General features: G+C 67.6%; 21 protein-coding genes. 11 read left to right on the top strand and 10 right to left on the bottom strand.

The annotated features are described in order from the left end of the window. Positions 1–4: 4 nt before the first annotated feature. Both QO010_RS11590 and QO010_RS11585 read right to left on the bottom strand, forming a co-directional pair. Positions 5–1,222, bottom strand: coding sequence for an FAD-dependent oxidoreductase (locus QO010_RS11590; RefSeq protein WP_307349276.1), 1,218 nt, complete (start codon positions 1,220–1,222; stop codon positions 5–7). Positions 1,223–1,375: 153 nt separating this feature from the next. Next, positions 1,376–2,611, bottom strand: a complete 1,236-nt coding sequence (locus tag QO010_RS11585) for a cytochrome P450 (RefSeq protein ID WP_307349275.1) — start codon at positions 2,609–2,611, stop codon at positions 1,376–1,378. A 135-nt stretch (positions 2,612–2,746) separates the two neighbouring features. Here QO010_RS11585 and QO010_RS11580 point away from each other — a divergent pair, with 135 nt between their 5' ends. Next, positions 2,747–3,781, top strand: a complete 1,035-nt coding sequence (locus QO010_RS11580) for a TauD/TfdA family dioxygenase (RefSeq protein WP_307349274.1) — start codon at positions 2,747–2,749, stop codon at positions 3,779–3,781. Between the two features lie 276 nt (positions 3,782–4,057). Continuing rightward, positions 4,058–5,557 carry a flavin-containing monooxygenase gene (locus QO010_RS11575; protein ID WP_307349273.1) on the top strand — a complete coding sequence of 500 codons (1,500 nt, stop codon included), beginning with the start codon at positions 4,058–4,060 and terminating at the stop codon, positions 5,555–5,557. Positions 5,558–5,562: 5 nt separating this feature from the next. On the opposite strand, the gene QO010_RS11570 is transcribed toward QO010_RS11575, so the two are convergent. Further along, positions 5,563–5,853 (bottom strand): helix-turn-helix domain-containing protein, encoded by a 291-nt coding sequence (locus QO010_RS11570; protein ID WP_307349272.1) that lies wholly within the window; start codon positions 5,851–5,853, stop codon positions 5,563–5,565. A 211-nt stretch (positions 5,854–6,064) separates the two neighbouring features. On the opposite strand from QO010_RS11570, the gene QO010_RS11565 reads away from it, so the two are divergent. After that, a complete protein-coding gene (locus QO010_RS11565; protein WP_307349271.1) occupies positions 6,065–7,345 on the top strand; it encodes a DUF418 domain-containing protein in 1,281 nt (426 codons plus the stop codon). Between the two features lie 19 nt (positions 7,346–7,364). Then, entirely contained in the window at positions 7,365–7,946 is a 582-nt protein-coding gene (locus tag QO010_RS11560) for a hypothetical protein (RefSeq protein ID WP_307349270.1), read from the top strand. Between the two features lie 9 nt (positions 7,947–7,955). Here QO010_RS11560 and argF read toward each other — a convergent pair whose 3' ends face one another. The 4 genes from argF to QO010_RS11540 form a co-directional block, all read right to left on the bottom strand. Beyond that, the gene (gene argF / locus QO010_RS11555; protein ID WP_307349269.1) at positions 7,956–8,906 is read right to left on the bottom strand and encodes an ornithine carbamoyltransferase; all 951 of its coding nucleotides are present in this window, start codon (positions 8,904–8,906) and stop codon (positions 7,956–7,958) included. Beyond that, a complete protein-coding gene (locus QO010_RS11550) occupies positions 8,903–10,078 on the bottom strand; it encodes an aspartate aminotransferase family protein (RefSeq protein WP_307349307.1) in 1,176 nt (391 codons plus the stop codon). Before QO010_RS11550 ends, argF begins: the two co-directional genes overlap by 4 nt. A gap of 157 nt (positions 10,079–10,235) precedes the next feature. Then, entirely contained in the window at positions 10,236–10,577 is a 342-nt protein-coding gene (locus tag QO010_RS11545; RefSeq protein WP_307349268.1) for a beta/gamma crystallin-related protein, read from the bottom strand. A 94-nt stretch (positions 10,578–10,671) separates the two neighbouring features. Then, positions 10,672–11,493, bottom strand: a complete 822-nt coding sequence (locus QO010_RS11540; RefSeq protein ID WP_307349267.1) for an ABC transporter permease — start codon at positions 11,491–11,493, stop codon at positions 10,672–10,674. A gap of 253 nt (positions 11,494–11,746) precedes the next feature. On the opposite strand from QO010_RS11540, the gene gcrA reads away from it, so the two are divergent. The 5 genes from gcrA (at position 11,747) to QO010_RS11515 (ending at position 15,553) form a co-directional block, all read left to right on the top strand. After that, positions 11,747–12,277, top strand: a complete 531-nt coding sequence (gcrA, locus tag QO010_RS11535; RefSeq protein WP_307349265.1) for a cell cycle sigma 70 cofactor GcrA — start codon at positions 11,747–11,749, stop codon at positions 12,275–12,277. Between the two features lie 50 nt (positions 12,278–12,327). Then, positions 12,328–13,899, top strand: a complete 1,572-nt coding sequence (xseA, locus tag QO010_RS11530; RefSeq protein WP_307349263.1) for an exodeoxyribonuclease VII large subunit — start codon at positions 12,328–12,330, stop codon at positions 13,897–13,899. Positions 13,900–13,936: 37 nt separating this feature from the next. After that, entirely contained in the window at positions 13,937–14,146 is a 210-nt protein-coding gene (locus tag QO010_RS11525) for a DUF2093 domain-containing protein (RefSeq protein ID WP_307349262.1), read from the top strand. Between the two features lie 98 nt (positions 14,147–14,244). Next, positions 14,245–14,973, top strand: coding sequence for a M23 family metallopeptidase (locus tag QO010_RS11520; RefSeq protein ID WP_307349260.1), 729 nt, complete (start codon positions 14,245–14,247; stop codon positions 14,971–14,973). Between the two features lie 109 nt (positions 14,974–15,082). Further along, positions 15,083–15,553, top strand: a complete 471-nt coding sequence (locus tag QO010_RS11515; RefSeq protein WP_307349258.1) for a response regulator — start codon at positions 15,083–15,085, stop codon at positions 15,551–15,553. On the opposite strand, the gene QO010_RS11510 is transcribed toward QO010_RS11515, so the two are convergent. Then, positions 15,550–16,479: a lysophospholipid acyltransferase family protein gene (locus QO010_RS11510; RefSeq protein WP_307349256.1), complete on the bottom strand. Its 930-nt coding sequence runs from the start codon at positions 16,477–16,479 to the stop codon at positions 15,550–15,552. The genes QO010_RS11515 and QO010_RS11510 overlap by 4 nt on opposite strands. Positions 16,480–16,618: 139 nt before the next feature. Between QO010_RS11510 and QO010_RS11505 the strand changes: the two genes are divergently transcribed. Next, entirely contained in the window at positions 16,619–17,002 is a 384-nt protein-coding gene (locus QO010_RS11505; RefSeq protein WP_307349306.1) for a helix-turn-helix domain-containing protein, read from the top strand. Positions 17,003–17,061: 59 nt separating this feature from the next. Then, positions 17,062–17,865 carry a histidinol-phosphatase gene (gene hisN / locus QO010_RS11500; protein ID WP_307349254.1) on the top strand — a complete coding sequence of 268 codons (804 nt, stop codon included), beginning with the start codon at positions 17,062–17,064 and terminating at the stop codon, positions 17,863–17,865. A gap of 149 nt (positions 17,866–18,014) precedes the next feature. Here hisN and QO010_RS11495 read toward each other — a convergent pair whose 3' ends face one another. Both QO010_RS11495 and QO010_RS11490 read right to left on the bottom strand, forming a co-directional pair. After that, the gene (locus tag QO010_RS11495; RefSeq protein WP_307349253.1) at positions 18,015–18,962 is read right to left on the bottom strand and encodes an alpha/beta fold hydrolase; all 948 of its coding nucleotides are present in this window, start codon (positions 18,960–18,962) and stop codon (positions 18,015–18,017) included. A gap of 8 nt (positions 18,963–18,970) precedes the next feature. Continuing rightward, a complete protein-coding gene (locus QO010_RS11490; RefSeq protein WP_307349251.1) occupies positions 18,971–19,279 on the bottom strand; it encodes an SCP2 sterol-binding domain-containing protein in 309 nt (102 codons plus the stop codon). Position 19,280: the final 1 nt, after the last annotated feature.

Below are 19,280 nucleotides of genomic sequence, written 5' to 3'. Positions count from 1 at the left end.
CAAGTCAAACCGCCGGGGTGCGGACGTGCTCGGGCCGGACACCGATTCCGACCAGGCGGGCGGGGATGCCGCGCAGCAACCGGAAGCGGTTCAGCAACCGCACTGGCAATGGGATTGGGAGCGATCCCTTCGCACCGAGAAGCGGGGCGATGATCCGCTTCTGGATGAGGCTCTGGGCGCCCTGGGTCGCCCGGGTCGGGAACATCCGCCGTTTCTGCACCGCGGCCAGGTCAGCGGCGGCGACATGGCCGGTCTTCAGCGGCCCGGCCAGGATGTTGGCCGCCGCCACCGCGTCCTGGATCGCCAGGTTGATCCCCACCCCGCCGATCGGCGACATGGCGTGGGCGGCGTCGCCGATGCAGATCAGTCCCGGCCGGCTCCACTGGGTGAGGCGGTCGATGCTGACGGTCAGCAGCTTGATCTTCTCCCAGTCATCCAACTCGGAGACGCGCTCGCCGAGGAAGGGCGACAGGCGGCGGACATCGGCCTGGAAGGCCTCCAGACCCTCGGCCCGCACCCGCTCGTGGCCGTTCTTGGGGATGACATAGGCGCACTGCCAGTAGTCGCCCCGATTCAGCATCACCAGCAACCGGCCGGGTTCGACATGGCCGAAGGTGTCGTCATCGTCGGTGGATTGGCGCGGCAGGCGGAACCACAGCACGTCCATCGGAGCGCCGACATCCTGAACCGGCAGTCCGGCCGCCGCCCGCACGGCGGAATGCCGGCCATCCGCGCCGACGGTGAGATCGGCGCGCACCTCCAGCGGCCCGTCCGGAGTGCGGGCCATGACGCCCAGCACCTTGCCGCCGGCCTCGATCAACCCCTCGACCTCCGCCTGCATGACCAGGGTGAAGGTCGGGAGCTCGCGGCCCTTGGAGGCCAGGAAGTCCAGCAGGTCCCATTGCGGCATCAGGGCCACGAACTTGCAGGCGGTCGGCAGACGACTGAAGTCGGCGACCTTGAAGCGTTCGGCGCCGATCTGCAGGGAGAGTTCGCGGACTTCCTGGTGGGGCAGTTTCAGGAATTCGTCGAGCAGCCCGAGCTCATGCATCACCTGCAGCGTGGAAGGATGGACGGTGTCGCCCCGGAAATCGCGCAGGAAGTCGGCGTGCTTTTCCAGCACGACCACCGGGACGCCGGCCCGGGCGAGCAGATAGCCCAGCATCATGCCGGCGGGACCGCCCCCGGCGATGCAGCAAACTGCACTCAGAGACCGGGTCATTCGCCCCTCACACCCGCTCATCCCCGCGAAAGCGGGGACCAAGGCTTTTTTCGTTGCGGGCGCCGCGACCGCTCCGCCAGCTGGAAACAGGACGGTAGAAACCCTCTGCGCTCAAAAACGCCTGGGTCCCCGCTTTCGCGGGGATGAGCGGGGTTATTGAGCCAGGACTTCCAGCCGCTCCATGCCCCGGAAGAAGGGCAGCTTTCGCCATTCCGGCGTCTCCTCAGGTCTCGCCAGCTTCAGGTCAGGGAAGCGCTGGAACAGCTTGACCAGGGCCACCTGGGCCTCCAGCCGGGCCAGCGGGGCGCCGATGCAGATGTGGCTGCCGCCGCCGAAGGCCACGTGCGGCTTGTGCTTGCGGGTGACGTTGAAGCGGTGCGGGTCGTCATAGACCTCGGGGTCGCGGTTGGCGGCGCGCAGCGAGACCATCAGGGCCTGGCCCTGCTTGATCGGACAGCCGCCCAGCTCCCGGTCGCTGGAGGCCACCCGGCCGGTAATGTCGACGGGCGGCTCATAGCGCAGCACCTCCTCGACCAGGCCGTTAATGATGCCCGGATCGGCCTTCAGCTTGGCCAGCTCGTCGGGATTGAGCAGCAGCAGCCGCACGGCGTTGCCGATCAGGTCGGTGGTGGTCAGGTTGCCGCCGACCAGAAGGGCTATCAGGTTGATGCGCAGCTCATCGTCGCTGAGCTCGGCGCCCTCGGCCTGCAGGGTGACCATGTCGGTGATCAGGTCGTCCTTGGGGCTCACCCGCCGGTCGGCCATGGAGTCGGTGAAATAGGTCGCCAGGGCGGTGCTGGCGATTTCCATCGCCTTGGTCTGCTCGGGGTTGCGGAAGGGGTTGAGGGCCTGGATCAGGTCTTCCGACCATTGCCGGAACTGCGCCAGCATGCCCCGGTCCACACCCAGGATCGAGGCGATGACGTCGATGGGGATGGGCACGCAGAAGCGGTCCATCAGGTCGAATTCCGCCTGCCCTTCCAGCGCGTCGAGGCTCTCGTCGACAATGCGCTCGACCTCGCCGCGGAACTTGGCGACCCGGGCATAGAGGGCCTGGGCCAGGGGCTGGCGCACCCGGCCGTGGTCGGGGTCGTCGAGCATCAGGATCGAGGTGGTGCTGGAGCGCGGCAGGTTGGGATCGACGTCCGCCACCAGGCCGCGGTTGAGGAAGGCCCCCTCCTCGGCCCGCATCGGATCGCGCCAGAGGGTGCGGTCGTTGACGATGCCGCGCACGTCGGCATAGCGGCTGAACACCACGCTGCCCGACATCGGGTCCTTGTGCACCGGACAGCGGGTCCGAAGGTCGTCGAGCAGCACGTGCGGGTCGACGCGGAATTCCTCGTTGATCGGGGTCAGTTGCAGAAGCGAGGGGATGGGCCGGTCGGTCATCGTCGTCGGGTCCTTGTGGTCGCCGCGCGGGATAGGATCGCTACTGACTACACTGTCAGTAGCCAGTCCGCCACTGTCTATGTTCACCCCGGTTACCTGGGGGTAGCATAGCGCAAAACGGCCCGAGGAAACGCCATGTCTGTCACCCCGCGCAAGCTGGACACCCATGTCGATTGGCGCTCGCGGGACGTCCAGGATCCCGCCGCCTGGACCGTGGCCCTGACCGCCGCCGACCACCGCGAACTGGACGCGGCCCTCGCCCACGCCAAGGCCAAGTCCTCGAACCTGCTGGATATCGGCCGGGACGACTTTCCGCTGGACGGCCTGGTTCCGCGCCTGGCCGAAATCGAACGTGAACTGATCGACGGCCGGGGTTTCGTGCGCATCTCGGCCCTTGATACCGACCGCTACGACGATGACGATTTGACGATGCTCTACTGGGGCGTCGGCATGCACCTGGGCGATCCCTGGCCCCAGAACAAGCATGGCCATGTCATGGGCGATGTCACCGACCAGGGCCGGGCGCCGGACGATCCCGAGGCGCGGGGCAACGAGCTGGGCCTGATCGCGCTGGACTATCACACCGACGGCTCGGACCTGGTGGGCCTGATGTGCCTGCGGCCGGCCAAGAGGGGCGGCCTCTCCTGCGTCGCCAATGTCGTGGCCATCTACAACCAGCTGGTCGAAACCCGGCCCGACCTGGTCGCCGCCCTTTACGACCACCTACCCTGGGACTTCCGCGGCGAGCAGCCGCCGGGCGGGGCGCCCTTCTACCATCGCCGGGTGTTCACCGAGCATGAGGGGCGGCTGTTCGTCCGCTTCATCCCGCAATACATCAAGGCCTCGCAGCGCCACCCCGACGCCCCGCGCCTGTCGCCCCTGGTCATTGAGGCCCTCGACACCGTCAGCGCCATGGCCAACGACCCGCAGTTCAACGTCTATATGGACCTGCGCCCCGGCGAGATACAGTTCATCAACAACTACCATGTGCTGCACGGCCGGACGGCCTACGAGGACGACGCCGCCAGTGGCCAGAAGCGCCACCTGAAACGCCTGTGGCTGGCCACCCGCTACCTGACCTCCCGCCCCGAGAGCTTCAAGAATGTGGCCCGCTCGCACTGGGCCGAAAAGCTGTCGGTCAGCCGGCTGCCGGCGGCGGAGAAGGTCTAGGTGGACTTCTTGTTTCTCCCTTCCTCCTCGATGGAGGAAGGGCGGGGATGGTGGTGGTGGCACAGCGTTTCCGGAAGCGCTCAGGGAGGCGTGGTCGCCACCCCACGCCAGTCGCCCAGGCTCCGAGTGAACACCACCAACCCTGCCCTTCCTCCATCGAGGAGGAAGGGTTCAAGAAGGGCAGGGATTCCCCCTTGCTTGCCAGGGGGAAGACTCATCGGCGATTTTGGTGTATAGGTTATCGCTGATAATGAATAAGTCAGGGAGCTAGAGGCCGTGGAACATTTCGATGTGCTGATCGTCGGCGCCGGTCTTTCGGGTGTCGGCGCGGCCGTCCACCTGCGCCAGCGTTGCCCGGGCAAGAGCTTCGTCATCCTCGAGGGCCGGGCCTCAATGGGCGGCACCTGGGACCTGTTCCGCTATCCGGGCATCCGCTCGGACAGCGACATGCACACCCTGGGCTACAGCTTCAAACCCTGGAAGCAGGCCAAGTCGATCGCCGACGGCCCCTCGATCCTCGACTACGTCCACGAGACCGCCGCCGAGTACAAGATCGACGAACACATCCGCTATAATCACAAGGCCATTTCGGCCGCCTGGTCCACGGCCGACGCCGCCTGGACCGTCGAGGCCCGCCGCGCCCACACCGGCGAGACGGTGAAGATCAGCTGCAACCTGCTCTACATGTGCCAGGGGTACTACAGCTACGACGGCGGCTTCCTGCCCGAGTTCGAGGGCGTTTCCGACTTCGGCGGGACGGTCATCCACCCGCAGAAATGGCCCACCGAGCTCGACTATCGCGGCAAGAACGTCATCGTCATCGGCTCGGGCGCCACGGCCATGACCCTGGTGCCGGCCATGGCCAGCGACGCGGCCAAGGTGACCATGGTGCAGCGCTCGCCGACCTATGTGGTCTCGCGGCCCGCCCAGGACGCCATCGCCAACCGCCTGCGCAAATGGCTGCCCGAGGGCCTCGCCTACGCCATCACCCGGTGGAAGAACACCACGCTGGGCACCTACTTCTACCGCCAGACCCGGGCCAAGCCGCAGAAGACCAAGGAGATGATTCTAAAGGGCGTGCGTGCGGCGCTCGGCCCCGACTACGACGTCGATAAGCACTTCACCCCCAGCTACAATCCCTGGGACCAGCGCCTCTGCCTGGTGCCCGACGCCGACCTGTTCGCCGCCATCAACTCGGGCAAGGCCGAGGTGGTCACCGACCATATCGACCGCTTCACCAAGACGGGCCTGAAGCTGAAGAGCGGCCAGGAACTGCCGGCCGACATCATCGTCACCGCCACGGGCCTCAACATGCTGGCGCTCGGCGGCATGACCTACAGCGTCGACGGCGAGGCGGTGCAGTTCCCCAAGACCTGGACCTACAAGGGCATGATGTATTCGGACGTGCCCAACCTGGTCTCGACCTTCGGCTACATCAACGCCTCCTGGACCCTGCGCGCCGATCTGACGGCCGAATATGTCTGCCGCCTGCTCAACCACATGGACGAGAAGGGCGCGACCCGCGTCACCCCGCGCCTGCGCGACGGCGACCGGAATATGACTCCCCGCCTGTGGATCGAGGGCTTCTCGAGCGGCTACATGCAGCGCGGCCTGGAACAGATGCCCCGCCAGGGCGACCACGCTCCCTGGCTGAACCCCCAGGACTTCGCCCGCGACAAGAAGATGATCCGCAAGGGCGCGCTGGAGGACGGCGCGCTGGTGTTCGACAACCCGGTGGCGGCCAAGGCCGCGCGGGTGCTGGAGGCGGCGGAGTAGGCCGGTCAGGCTTTCAGGGCCGCCCTGATTTCGTCCGGCAGACGCTCGATCGCGGTCAGGAAGGCTATGGCGGTGGCGTCGGGCTGTCGGCGCCCCTGTTCCCAGGTCTTCAAGGTCGCAAGCGGAATGCGGTAGGCCCACGAAAACTCCTGCTGCGACATGCGCAACGTCTCGCGCAGGGCCTTCACATCCGGCATGTCCACGACGCGCCTGCGCACGCCAGCCGGCCGCTCCTGGGGGTAATCCACAGCCCCCGCCAAACCGGCGACAGGGTTCTGGTCAAAAATCCTGGCCACTCAACGCTTCCTCTCCGTCGCGGGACGCCTCAGGCGCGGTCCCGGCGTGGGTTACGCAGGCCGCCCGGATCGGGATCACCACGCCGCTGTCAGGTTCGCGAAAGCGGCGATCGATCGGAACGGCCGATGATCCAGAGACGCGGGACGCTCGTATGAGTCCTGGGCGCTCCGGCCATCGCGCCTTCGATATCCTGCGACAGGGGGAGCGCGCGTGCAGACAGCCAAGCCTGAGAGGATTGCTTCGCTCGACGTCATGCGGGGGGTGGCGATCCTGGGCATCCTGCTCATCAACATCCCGGTGATGGGGTTCAGCGTCGCCTATTTCGCCGACCCGCGGCTGCTCGGCTGGAGCCCGGCCGACCAGGCGGTCTGGACCTATGTTTTCCAGCTGCTCGACGGGGCCGAGCGCGGCCTGCTGCAGCTGCTGTTCGGCGCCAGCGCCCTGTTGCTGACCCGCGAGGCGATGTCGCCCGACGCGCCCGTGAAGTCTGTCGACACCTACAGCCGGCGCTCTCTTTGGCTGATCGTGCTGGGCCTGATTCACGGGACATTGCTGCTCTGGCCGGGCGATATCCTGTTCCTCTACGGCCTGACCGGGCTGTTCCTGCCGGCTTTCCGGCGGCTCAAGCCCCGGACCCTGGCGGTGATGGGCTTTGTCGGTCTGGCCCTGCTGGGCGCGACCGAACTCCCCAACTACCTGCACGGACGCGAGGTCCAGGCGCAGATCGTCCAGCTGGACTCCCGGCCCGCGGCGACGCCGACGGCGGCCGACAAGGCGATCAGGGCGGAATGGGCCGAGATGAACGGCCGCCGCGAAGCCCTCAAGGCCGGCATGGGCGCCGAGCGGGCGCAACGGTTGGGCGGCTATGGCGACAACCTGGGCTGGGCGACCGGGACCTGGGCGCTCCTCAATGTCAGCCCCTTCCTCTATCTCTCCTTCGTGGAGGCGATCTGCACCATGTGGATCGGCATGGCCCTGTTCGGCTGGGGCGTGCTGCAGGGCCGCCGCTCCCGCCGCTTCTATCTGGTGATGATGGCGGCGGGCTATGGATTGGGGGTGTCGGTCAAGCTGCTCCTGGCGCGCCAGGCCATAGCCGACGGCTTTGGCCCGGTCAGCGCCGGCCACATGCTCTCCGACGTCGGGCGGCTGGGGGTGGCCTTCGGTCACGTCGGGCTGATCTGCCTGGCCGTGAAATCGCAGGCCGGACGCTGGCTGGCGGCGCCTTTCGCGGCGGCGGGGCGGATGGCCCTGACCTGCTATGTGGGCCAGAGCCTGATCTGCTGCTGGCTGCTGTTCCCCGGATTCGGCCTGGGCCTTTGGGGACGGTTCGGCTGGGCGGGCCTGGAGACCATAGCCCTGGGCGTCATCGCCTTCCAGCTGGTCTTCTGCCCGGTGTGGCTGAGGCTGTTCAAAATGGGCCCCCTGGAATGGCTGTGGCGCCGGCTGAGCTATGGGCGCACACCGCCGGTCGCCACCCAGGCCGCCCTGTGAACTCGAGAAAAGCATGAGAATGCGGCGGGTGATTTTGCCGGGTTTGGCCGTGGCGGTGCTGCTGGGTTGCGCCCCGGCCCCGCAGACGACGACGGTCTATGAGCGCTATGAGCAGCTCAAGAACGGTCCCGCCCTGCAGGCCGCGGCGGCCGAGCCCGCCCGACGGATGCGCGAACTGGACTGGATGGTCGGCGACTGGCGGACGACCATCACCGTCTTCGCCACCGCCGCCTCGCCGGAGAGCCGGGAGACGACGACGACGAGCTTCCATCTGGTCGGCGACTCCATCCTGGCCAGCGACGACCTCTCCACCATCCTGACCTACGACCCGTTCGAGCACGACTGGATCTCGGCCGGCTTCGAGCCGCCGATGGCGCCCCTCAACAACTTCCGGGCGCGCTGGGAGGGCCGCCGGCTGGTCGCCGAGGCGCCCGCCCGTATCTTTGGCGAGACCTTCGTTCTGCGTCAGTCGCTGATCCGGACCGGCCAGAACAGCTTCGAGATCCTGAACGAACAGCGCGTCAAGGGCGACCGCTTCGTTCCCGTCGACCGCTACAGCTTTACCCGGATCGTGAAGCCGCCCCAGCCGCCCGGCCAGTAGCGGACAGCCCTACCCAATCGCCCCAAAACACCACGCCAGGATCGACTTCTGCGCGTGGATGCGGTTCTCCGCCTCGTCCCAGACCAGGGATTGCGGGCCGTCCATCACCGCGTCCGTCACCTCCTCGCCCCGGTGCGCCGGGAGGCAGTGGAGGAAGACGGCCTTCGTGTCGGCGATCTCCATCAGGCGCTCGTCGACCTGGTAGGGCTCCAGGGCGTCGAGGCGCGCCTCGCCGTCCTTGTCGCCCATCGAGACCCAGGTGTCGGTGATCACCACGTCGGCGCCCTCGACCGCCTCGCGCGGGTCGTGGGTGGTCTGGATGCGGCCCTGCAGTTCGGCGGCCCGCGCCAGGTCGACCAGGTCGGGGAAATAGACCGCCGGGCTGGCGATGTTCAGCTTGAAGCCGAACTTGGGCGCGGCGTGGATGAAGCTGGAGCAGACATTGTTGCCATCGCCCACCCAGGCGATGGTCTTGCCGGCGATGGGGCCCTGGCGTTCCTCGATGGCCTGCAGGTCGGCGAGAATCTGGCAGGGGTGGCTCTTGTCGGTGAGGCCGTTGATCACCGGCACGCTGGAGTGCTGGGCGAAGCGCTCGACGTCCTCATGGACATTGGCGCGGATCATTACCGCGTCGACCATGCGGGAGAGCACGCGGGCGGTGTCCTCGATGGTCTCGCCGCGGCCCAGCTGCATGTCGTTGCTGGTCGAGATGATGCCCTGGCCGCCGATCTGGCGGATGGCGGCGTCGAAGGAGAAGCGGGTGCGGGTCGAGTTCTTCTCGAAGATCATGGCCAGCACCCGGTCCTTGCCAGGGGCGTCGGCGTCGACCCGCCCCTGGGGCCAGCCCTTGCGGGCGGCCTTGCGGACATGGGCGTCGTCGAGGATGGCGCGCAGGGTCGCCGCCTCGAGCCGCCAGAGGTCGATGAAATGCCGGGGCGCGGAAGGTCCCCGGCTGCTCACGCCGCGGCCTTCTTGCGGACCGCCTCGCAGGTCTGCTCCAGCTTGGCGATGGCTTCGCGGGCTTCGTCCTGAGTGATGAGGAGCGAGGGCAGGAGACGGACGCAGTTGTCCCCGCCGCCCGCCACCAGCAGGTGCTGGTCCCGGGCCATGGCCATGAAGTCGCGGTTGTTGGGGATCAGCTTGAGGCCGATCAGCAGGCCCTTGCCGCGCACGTCGACGATGACGTCCGGATAGCGGTCGCGCAGGCCCGACAGCTGCTGGGTGAAGTAGCCGGCGACGGTGCGGGCGTTCTCCAGGGTTTCGGGCTTGTTGATCTCGTCAAACGCCGCCACGCCCACGGCCATGGCCAGCGGGTTGCCGCCGAAGGTCGAGCCGTGCACGCCCACGGTCATGCCGCGCGCCGCCTCGGCCGAAGCCAGGCAGGCGCCGACCGGGAAGCCGCCGCCCAGGGCCTTGGCCACCGCCATGATGTCGGGAGCGGCGTCGTTGGCCCATTCGTGGGCCCAGAGCTTGCCGGTGCGGCCCATGCCGCTCTGCACTTCGTCGTAGATCAGGAGGACGCCGTTGTCGCGGGTCCAGCCGCGCAGCTCTTCCAGGTCGGCCTCGCTCATGGCCCGGGCCCCGCCCTCGCCCTGCACGGGCTCGATGATGACGGCGCAGGCGCTGGGGGCCTCGATGGCGGCCTTCAGGGCCTCCTTGTCGCCCCAGGTCACCTGGACATAGCCGGGCAGGCGCGGACCGAAGCCCTCGACATAGTTGGGATTGCCGGCGGCGTTGATCGCCCCGTAGCTGCGGCCGTGGAAGCTGCCGTCGAAGCCGATGATGTCGATGCGCTCGGGCTTGCCGACCGCCGTCTGGTATTTGCGGGCGGTCTTGAGGGCGCACTCGATGGCCTCGGTGCCCGAGTTGGTGAAGAACACCACGTCGGCGAAGCTGGCGTCGGTCAGCCGCTTGGCCAGGGCTTCCTGCCCCGGAATGCGGAAGATGTTGGAGACGTGCCAGAGCTTCTCGCCCTGGTCCTTCAGCGCCGCGACCAGGGCCGGGTGGCAGTGGCCCAGGCCGGTGGTGGCGATGCCGGCCACGCAGTCCAGGTATTCCTGACCATTCTCATCCCAAAGTCGGACGCCCTCGCCTCGCGCCACGGCCAGCGGGGCGCGGTTGTAGACGCCCATGATGTGGTCGGGGGAAACGGCGGGGGAGCTGGTCAAGATCGCCTCCAAAGGAAAGAAGGTCTCCGGGCGCGAACCCGGAGACCGATTGGAAGCTCACGTCTTTCGAACTTGGCGGCCCGGAAGTCAACACATCGGCGGTCCGCACGGGGCCGTTCGCCTATGGCCCGATGTAGCGGACCGAGGAAATCTTGTCCGACATCTGGATACCGCCCAGGCCGCCGTAGCCGCCGCGCACCACGGCGCAGCGGCCGGCATAGTAGGGATTGGTGCAGACCTGCCAGCGGCCGGTGGCGCGCAGCGAGGAGGCCCGGTCGTTGAACTGGATATCGACCAGCCGCGGAACCGAGGCGCGCAGGATGCGGAATTCGCCGACGAAGTTGGGGCCGGCATAGAGCACCAGCTGCGGCCGGAACACGGGCGCGCGTTTCGGCTTGGCCTGGGCTACGCCGGCGACGGTCAGGGCCAGCGCGCCGATGGCGGCGATCTTCAGAAGCTTCATGGTTACCCCTCTTTGATGTCCATCCCCCAACGCCGCCAAGCTAGGCGCGGTTCCGGGCGGCCTCAAGTCGTGAAGCTGGGGCCCTGCAGTTGTTTCAGGTCTTGAGGCGATAGCCGGTGCGGAACAGCTGCCAGCAGATCAGCGACAGGCTGACGGTCAGCACCGCCACCAGGCTCGCCCCGATGGCGATCGAGCCGTCGGCCTCGCCGATGAAGCCGTAGCGGAAGCCGTCGATCAGATAGAAGAAGGGGTTGTAGTGGCTGGCCGTGCGGAACGGCTCGGGCAGGCGGTCGACCAGGTAGAAGGTCCCCGACAGGAAGGTCATCGGCATGATCAGGAAGTTGGTGATCGCCGAGAGGTGGTCGAACTTCTCCGACCACAGGCCGGTCACCACCCCGACCAGGCCCAGGATCAGCGAGGCGCCGATGCCGAAATAGGCGATGGCCCAGGGGTGGCTGATGCGCAGGTCGGTGAAGGGCAGCACCGCAATCGTCCCGGCGGTGACGATGCCCACCACGATGCCCCGGGTGGCGGCGCCCAGCACGAAGGCGCTGACCTGCTCGATCGGCGCCAACGGCGGGGTGAGGAAGTCGCTGGTCAGCCCCATCATCTTGGCCTGCAGCAGCGAGGAGCTGGAATTGGCGAAGGCGTTGTTGAGGATGGCCATCATGATCAGGCCCGGGGCCACGAAGGCCGAGAAGGGAATGTTGTGGATCGGCGGCGAGGAGCCGCGCACCGCCACCACGAAGACCATCATGTAGAGCAGGGTGGTGACGACGGGCGCCGCGACCGTCTGCATGCCCACCTTCCAGAACCGCCGGATCTCCTTGAGATACAGGGTGGTGAAACCCGTCCAGTTGAAGCCGGCATAGTCGCGCGGCTGCGGCGGAAGGACGCTGTGAGCCATATCTTTCATGTGAGTCTAAGTGCGCTCGCCGCGCGTTGTTCGCAAGGCGCCCCTTGCTCCGCAAGGCGTGGGGGTCGCGGACGGGCTTGGCCGAACGCCGATCTACATGTTGATCTCTGTGGATAGGCGAATGGCGCCTATTGTGTCCGTTCATAAAAACTTTACGGTATTTTGTATGTGGGCCCTCCGAGCGGGGACCCGAGACACAACATGTAGTGTCGGTCCGCCGGGGGGACCGGCCGATTAGCGAAAGGGCGCTGCCATGGGCTGGACCGACGAACGGGTCGCCATTCTCAAGAAGCTCTGGCTGGACGGGCTCTCCGCCAGCCAGATCGCCAAGCAGCTGGGCGGGGTCACCCGCAACGCCGTGATCGGCAAGGTCCACCGGCTGGGCCTGTCGGGCCGGGCCACGCCCTCGCAGCCGGCCCGCCCGGCCTTCAAGGCCCCGCGCCCGCCGCGTCCGGCCCCCAGCCAGCCGATGATCGCCCGTCGTCCGGTCGAGCAACCCCAGACCCAGACCACCGCCTCCCACGCGCCGGTCCCGGTCGCCCCGCGTCCGGTCTTCCGCATGGAAGAGCCCGGCTCGGCCACTGTGCTGACGCTCGGCGCCCACATGTGCAAGTGGCCGATCGGCGACCCCTCCAGCGACAACTTCACCTTCTGCGGCCGCCGGTCGGACGAGGGCACCCCCTACTGCCTGGAGCATGCCCGCATCGCCTACCAGCCCCAGCAGTCGGGCAAGAAGAAGACCGGCCCCAACGAACTGGCCCGCTCACTGCGCCGCTACATCTAGGCTTCCCGGCGGGCATGGCCTGGAGCCGCGCCCGCCGTTAGGCTCCGGCCATGTCCGAGGCCGACTCAGAAACCACCAACGCCCAGGCGTACAGCGTCTCCGAACTTGCGTTCGCGCTGAAGCGCACGCTGGAAGACGCCTATGGCTTCGTACGGCTGCGGGGTGAGCTTTCCAAGGTCACCCACCATTCCAACGGCCACGTCTATCTGACCCTCAAGGACGACAAGGCGGCCCTGGACGGGGTGGTCTGGAAGGGCAGCGTGCGGGGCCTGGGCGTGCGGCCCGAGCACGGGCTGGAAGTCATCGTCACCGGCCGGATCACCACCTATCCCGCCGGCTCCCGCTACCAGATCGTCATCGAGACCATGGAGGCCGCCGGCATCGGCGCCCTGCTGGCCCAGCTCGAGCGGCTGAAGGCCAGGCTGGCCGCCGAGGGCCTGTTCGCCCCCGAGCGCAAACGGGCGATCCCCTCCATGCCGTCCACGGTGGCGGTGATCACCAGCCCGACCGGGGCGGTAATCCGCGACATCCTGCACCGCATCCGCGACCGCTGGCCCTGCCGGGTCATCGTCTGGCCGGTGGTCGTCCAGGGCGACCAGGCGGCCGCCCAGGTGGCCGGGGCCATCCGTGGCTTCAACGCCTTGGGGGAGGACGGCCCCCTGCCCCGCCCCGACCTGATCATCGTGGCCCGGGGTGGCGGCTCGGTCGAGGACCTCTGGCCGTTCAACGACGAGGCCCTGGCCCGCGCGGTGGTCGAGGGGACGATCCCGCTGATCTCGGCGGTCGGGCACGAGACCGACACCACCCTGATCGATTTCGTCTCAGACCGTCGCGCTCCGACGCCCACCGCCGCCGCCGAGATGGCGACGCCGGTGCTGGCCGACCTGAAGGCCGTGCTCAGCGACTTCGAGCGGCGGATGAGCCAGTGCGGCGGGCGGATGGTCGAGGACCGCCGCCAGCGGCTGACCGGCGTGGCCCGCGGCCTGCCCCGCCCAGACGACATCCTGGCCCTGGCCCGGCAGCGCTTCGACAACGCCGCCAGCCGGCTGAGCAACGGCCTGCGGGCCAATGTCGACGTCCATGAGCGGGCCCTGCTGCGCAGCGCCGGGCGGCTGCAGCCGGGCGTGCTCAAGCGGTCGTTGGAGGCCTGTGTCGGACAACTCGGCAATGCCTCCAGCCGATTGAACAGTGCCCTTATTTCCAATGTCGATATTCACGAGCGCGCCTTGCTGCGCACCACCGGCAAGCTCCAACCGGGTGTGCTCAAGCGGTCACTGAACGCTCACACGGAGCGGCTCAGCCAGGTCAATCTGCGCTTCAATCGCGCCACCGCCGTTGACTTCGATCGCACCGAGCGCCGACTGAAATCCGTCGGCCAGTTACTGGAGACTCTCAATCCCAGTCGGCCTCTACAGATGGGCTTCGCGCTGGTCAGGCGGTCCGACGGTTCATTAGTCCACCAAGGGGCTTCGCTCTCGGCCGGTGAGGAAGTCAGCTTGAAATTCGCGGACACCACCCGCCAGGCTGTCATCGACGGCGCCAGCGGCCAGCCCGCGCCCCCTCCCCCGGCCCCGCGCGCCAAGCCCAAGGCGCCGCCGCCCGGCCAGGGCGATCTGTTCTGACCTCGACCGGAGGGGCCCGGGCGACTACATTGGCGGCATGAACGCTTACGACAGCAACCTGGGCCAGGCGACGGTCCATTACGGCGACGGCGACTATGCGGTGCTGCGGCCCGGCAAGTTCGTGGTCTGCGCCATCAGCGGCAAGAAGATCCCGCTCGACGCCCTGCGCTACTGGAGCCCCGAGCTGCAGGAGGCCTATGCCGGCCCGGCCGAGGCGCTGCAGCGCTGGAAGGAACTGAACCCCTGAACAGGCGGGCGCTGCTGGCTGGCGGTCTCGTTCTGGCGGCCAGCCCGGCTTTCGCTGCCGCGCCGCTGCGTCTCGCCGGCCGCTATCGCCAGGGCGGCATGGCCATCGGCCGCACCCTGCCCCGGGCCGCCGTCTTCGTGGACAACGAGCCGGTCGGCCAGGCCTCGGCCAGCGGCCTCTTCGTCATCGGCTTCGATCGGGACAGCGGCCCCAGCTGCTCGCTGCGGGTCGAGACCGAGCAGGGCCCGGCCTCGCAGCTGCTCTCCATCGCCCCCGGCGATTTCGACATCCAGGCCATCAACGGCCTGCCCGACAACCAGGTCGACAACTTTCCGCCCGACCTTCTGGCCCGCATCAAGGCCGAGGCCGCCCGCAAGCGGGTGGGGTTCGCCAGCCAGGCCGACAGCGACGATTTCCGCGCCGGCTTCCGCCAGCCGCTCGACAAATACCGCCTGAGCGCCCGGTTCGGCGGCCAGCGCATCCTCAATGGCGTTCCCAAGACGCCCCATTATGGCGCGGACCTGGCCGCCCCGACCGGAACGCCGATCCACGCCCCCTGCGCGGGCCAGGTCTGCTTCGCCGAGGCAGGACTGCATTTCGACGGCGGCCTGACCATGATCGATCACGGCCAGGGCCTGATCAGCCTCTACCTGCACCAGTCGCGGCTGGTCGTGCAGGCCGGCCAGCGTGTGCAGGCCGGCGATCTGATCGGTTCTGTCGGTAAGGAGGGGCGGGCCACCGGCCCGCATCTCTGCTGGCGGATGAAGTGGCGGGGGCGAAACCTCGACCCATTACTCATGGTGGGGATATCTGCGCCCGGCGCCTGAGGCGTAAACGGGAAAGTAGGACACCTGGGTCTATAACCTGCCCCCATGTAAGCGAACCGCTGCGTACAGAACGAGTTCGCGCTTTCAGGCTGTCTGGGGGACTATCCGCATGTCGGATGGCTTTGGTTCATTGAAGGTCCTGCTGGCTGATGACAATCAGCACATGCGGGCCATCATCGTGGCGATCCTGAAGGGGGTCGGCATTACGCATCTTCGTGAGGCCAATGACGGGGCAGAGGCGCTGCAGATCCTGCGTGACTGGCCGGCCGACCTGGCCATCGTCGACTTCCACATGCAGCCGCTGGACGGGGTGGAGTTCACCCACATGGTCCGCAACTCGACCGACAGCAAAAATCCCTACCTGCCGATCATCATGATGACCGGGTTCGCCGAGCGCAGCCGCGTGGTCGACGCCCGCGATTCCGGCGTCACCGAGTTCGTGGTCAAGCCGGTGACGGCCCGCTCGATCATCGACCGGATCAATGCGGTGATCTTCCACCCCCGCCCCTTCGTGCGCACCGACGACTATTTCGGCCCGATGCGCCGCGGCATAGACGAGCCCGTCAAGGCCCGGGCTTAGAGGCCTTTTTCCCTCAGCTCCGCATAGGCCTCGTTGGGCCAGCGGCGGTGGACCCAGAACCATTCCTCGGGCCGCTCGCGGATGCGCTCTTCCATGAACTGATTGACCTTCAGCACCCCGGCCGCGATGTCGGCGGTGCGGTCGCCGGTCTTTTCCAGCACGATGGGGTCGTGGACCACGGCCCGGAAACGGGCCCCCCTGGTGCGCTGTACCGACATCGGCTGCAGCACCGTGCCGAACCTCAGGGCCAGGCGTGAGGGCCCCGGCGCGGTCATCACCTCCCGCCCGAAGAAGGGCTGGGCGACGCCGCCGCGATTGAACTTCTGGTCGTTCATCAGCGCCACCGACTCGCCCTTGCCCAGGGCCTCGAGCAGTTCGCGCGCGCCATCGCCGCCCTTGGGGGCAAACAGCCGCACGCCATAGCGGAAGCGGCTCTCCTTGATCCGCTTGTCCACATACGGATTGTTGGCCGCCCGATAGGTCATCTGGCAGGTGACCCCGCTGTCGACGATGGCGGCCGGCATCACCTCCCAGTTGGAGAGGTGGCCCGAGACGAACACCACCGGCTCCATGTTGGCCGCGATCTGGTGCAGCCGCTCGGCATTGACCAGCTCGACCCGACCGGTCGAGGGCCGGATGCGGTCCATCAGCGGGAATTCGGCGAAGGTGCGGCCGTTGTTCTCCCACTGGTCGGCCAGCACCTTGTCCCGCCAGGCCTGATCCTTGTCCGGGAAGGCCAGCAGGATGTTGTCGCGCGCCACCTTGTGGGTCTTGGTCAGCGGGCCCAGCCAGCGGAACAGCGTCCCCACCACGCCCGAAGCGAAATCGACCGGCATCAGGCGGAACAGGAAGGTGAAGAGGTCGAACCCGACCGCTTCGATCCGCCACGCGAGGTCGCGGGTCCATGACACAGGCTTGTCGCTCATCCGTCTTAACTAGGTCGGGACGCCTGCTGCGCGCAACAGCGTGGTGAACCTTCGCTTGGCAAGCGACTTGCGACCCAGAGGGCAGACCGTTTCGTTTCGGGACAGTCGGCGGACCAACAACGCGGGGGCTACCATGCCCATGGGCAACGACATCGACGTTCACCTCGGCAAGCGGCTGCGCCGCCGTCGCCGTCTCCTGGGCCTGACCCAGCAACAACTGGCGGGCACCGTGGGTGTGCGCTTCCAACAGATTCAGAAATACGAGTGCGGCGCCAACCGCATCTCGGCGGCGCGCCTGTGGCAACTCAGCGAAGCGCTGGAAGTGCCGGTCGGCTATTTCTACGACGGCCTCTCCGACCAGGACCGCCGCGACGCGGCCAATGACGGCGAAGGCGGCGGCGAGATGTTCGCCCGCAAGGAAACCCTCGACCTGATCCGGGCCTACTACCAGCTGGGCGAACGGCCCCGCCGGCGTCTGCTCGACCTGGCAAAGTCGCTGAACGGCGAGACGGACGCGGCCTAAACCGCGATCCGCCCGCGGTTGGTTTGCATCGGTGTGCGGGGAGCCGTAAAGGCTCCCCCATGCTTCAGCCAAACCAGCTCGCCGAGCTCGACGCCTTCCTGGTCGAACTGAACCGCGCCTCCTCGGCGGTCATCCTGCCGCTGTTCCGGGGCGACCATGGCCTGGAGGACAAGGGCGGCCCGCAAGGGTTCGACCCCGTCACCGAGGCCGATCGCGGCGCCGAAGCCGCCATCCGCAAGCTGATCGCCGAACGCCATCCCGAGCATGGGGTGATCGGCGAGGAATACGGCGAGGACCGCCCGGACGCCGAGTTCGTCTGGGTGCTGGACCCCGTCGACGGCACCCGCGCCTTTGTCGGCGGCCTGCCGCTATGGACCACCCTCATCGGCCTGAGATTCCAGGGCCGGCCCGTCCTGGGCTCGATCGGCCAACCCTATCTGGGCGAGCTCTATATCGGCTCGGCCGCCGGCTCGCGGCTGATGACGCGCGGCTCTAGCCAGCCGCTGAAGACCCGGCCCTGTCCCGATTTCAGCCGCGCCATCATCGCCACCACCGATCCCGAAGCCTGTTTCAATCCGGCCGAACGCCAGGCCTGGCGCGACCTGCGCAAGGCCACGCGCCTGGCCCGCCTGGGCTGCGACGCCTATGCCTATGCCATGGTGGCGGCGGGGACGATGGACGTGGTGGTGGAGTCCGGCCTGAAAAGCTGGGACGTCGAGGCGGCCATGCCGGTGATCGAGGGCGCGGGGGGCTTCCACAGCGACTGGAAGGGCCAGCCGATCGGGCAGAGTGGTGGGACGATGGTCCTGGCGGGGGATCGGGCGGCGCTGGACGCCACCGTGGCCATTACAGGCTTGGCCTGACCCTTAAACCCGCTCATCCCCGCGAAAGCGGGGACCCAGGCGTTTTTGAGGGAAGCGCCGTTTCCCCGTCCTGTTTCCAGCCGACGGAGCGATCATCGAGCCCGCAATTGAAAAAACCTGGGTCCCCGCTTTCGCGGGGATGAGCGGAATTATCTGGGGGCCGCCACGTCCGCCAACGCATCGAACTCCCGCCACACCTGCGCTCGGATGTCGTCGGTTTCCTGCAGCAGCTCATGGTAGGCGCCCGGAATCTCCAGGTACTTCCCTTTGGGAATCCGCGCCGTGATCACCCGCTGATCGGCGTTGTCCACCAGGCGTTCCTCGCCAGCCCCAATCACCGTCACAGGAATGCCGATGCGGGTCATGCCCGCGTCCTTCTTCAGCCAGGCCGAGGCGTCGAGGGCGAAGTTAAGCCAGCTCCAGGTGCCGGCCCCCAGCTTGAGGTCCGGATTGGCCTCGACCTGGGCCCGGAAGCGGTCGAACCGGGCCTTGTCGTGGGTCAGGATGTTGGTCTCGAAATCGTTGTCGTGCGGATTGCCGGGGTCGCCCAGGATGTAGTCCTGCGCCTTGCCGGTCTTCATCATCGTCCAGGTCAGCAGCCGCACCACCGGTTTGGGTTGCCCGCCGGTCAGCAGGCCCAGCATCGGGGCCGACAGCAGGGCGGCGGCGAACCGGGTCTCGCCATGGCCCAGGGCCAGGGCGGTCAGGCAGCCGCCCATGGAATGGCTGAGCATGATCCAGGGCTTGGGCAGGCGCGGCTCGTAGAGGTCGAGCAGAATCTTGAAATCGCTGAGGTATTCCGCCATTCCGGCGGTGTGGCCCTTGAAGCGGTCGGCCAGCGGGCGGTGCGACAGACCCTGGCCGCGCCAGTCGTGGACCAGGACGACAAAGCCGCGGTCCAGCAGTTCCTGGACGACCTCGAAATACTTCTCGATGGGCTCGCTGCGGCCGGGGCTGACGACCACCGAACCACGGGCCTTGCCTTCAGGCGAAAATAAAGCGGCGCGGAGGCGTGAGCCATCCGCGCCGCTGAACCAGTCCGCCGTTCCGTGATCGGGAACGGGCGCCTCGGGGATATCGACCAGAGGCGCGGTCACTGTATTGCTTAGGCCATCTTGGCGAAGAGGGCGCCCATCTTGGGCTGCAGCGACATGGCAAGACCCATGTCCGACAGCTTCAGGCGGCCGCTCATGAAGGCCATGGTGGCGTCCAGCTTGCCCTGGCCCATTTCGATCAGGTCGGCGAGCGAGATGGTCATGGTCAGATCGGCCGGAGCGTCTTCGTTGGTGACCGTTCCGCCGTCGATATGGATGAAGCCGTCGCCCTTGAGGTCGAACTTCAGGCTCTTGCCGAGACCGGAGTCATCGCCCACGGCCGCTTTGACCCGATCGGTGATTTCTTGGAGTTGCGACACG

This window comes from Caulobacter ginsengisoli (assembly GCF_030814835.1).
In the GTDB taxonomy this organism is placed as follows: domain Bacteria; phylum Pseudomonadota; class Alphaproteobacteria; order Caulobacterales; family Caulobacteraceae; genus Caulobacter; species Caulobacter ginsengisoli.
This window is presented reverse-complemented; position numbering and strand designations above follow the sequence as displayed.